The following is a 740-nucleotide window of genomic DNA, read 5'->3' on the forward strand; positions in this document are numbered from 1 at the left end:
CCCGAGGATGCGCCGGCGATCGAGCGGCAGCGCGCGGCGATCGCGGCCGCGCTCGCGGACGACCTCGAGGCGCAGTTCGTCCGCGCGCTGCGCGAGCGGGCCGAGGTGACGATCAGCCCGCAGGCGGTGCGGCTGATCGCGGGGGAGGCGCCGTGAGCCCGCCGCCGCCCGACGCGGCGCTGTTCCGCGCCCGCTACGAGGCCGGCGAGCCGCAGCTCCTCTGGACCACCACGGTCTCGGACCTGGAGACGCCGGTCTCCGCCTTCATCAAGCTCGCCGCCGGGCGGCCGAACTCGGTGCTGCTCGAGAGCGTCGAGGGGGGCGCCACGCGGGGCCGCTACTCGATCATCATGCTCGACCCGGATCTCGTCTGGCGCGTGCGCGGGGATCGGGCGGAGGTGAACCGCTTCGCGCTCACCGATCCGGAGGGCTGGCGCGAAGAGGAGGTGGGGGCGCTCGCCTCGCTCCGCCGCCTGCTGGCCGAGAGCCGGGTCGCGATCCCGCCCGGCCTGCCGCCGATGAGCGCGGGCCTCGTCGGCTATCTCGCCTACGACTTCGTCCGCCGCATCGAGCGCATCCCCGAGACCAACCCCGATCCGCTCGGCCTGCCGGACGGCATCCTGCTGCGCCCGACCATCGTCGCGGTGTTCGACACGGTGGCGGACACGCTCACCTTCGCCACCACCGTGCGCCCGCAGCCGGGCGTGGATGCCGAGGCCGCGCGCGCGGCGGCCGAGGCG

Annotated in this window: 1 pseudogene; it reads left to right on the forward strand. The window is 75.7% G+C overall.

Going from position 1 to position 740, the window contains the following annotated elements:
• Positions 1 to 152: 152 nt before the first annotated feature.
• Positions 153 to 740, forward strand: a pseudogene (locus tag FK498_RS18915) (anthranilate synthase component I); the annotation flags it as partial.

It is taken from the genome of Elioraea sp. Yellowstone (assembly GCF_006704265.1).
In the GTDB taxonomy this organism is placed as follows: domain Bacteria; phylum Pseudomonadota; class Alphaproteobacteria; order Acetobacterales; family Acetobacteraceae; genus Elioraea.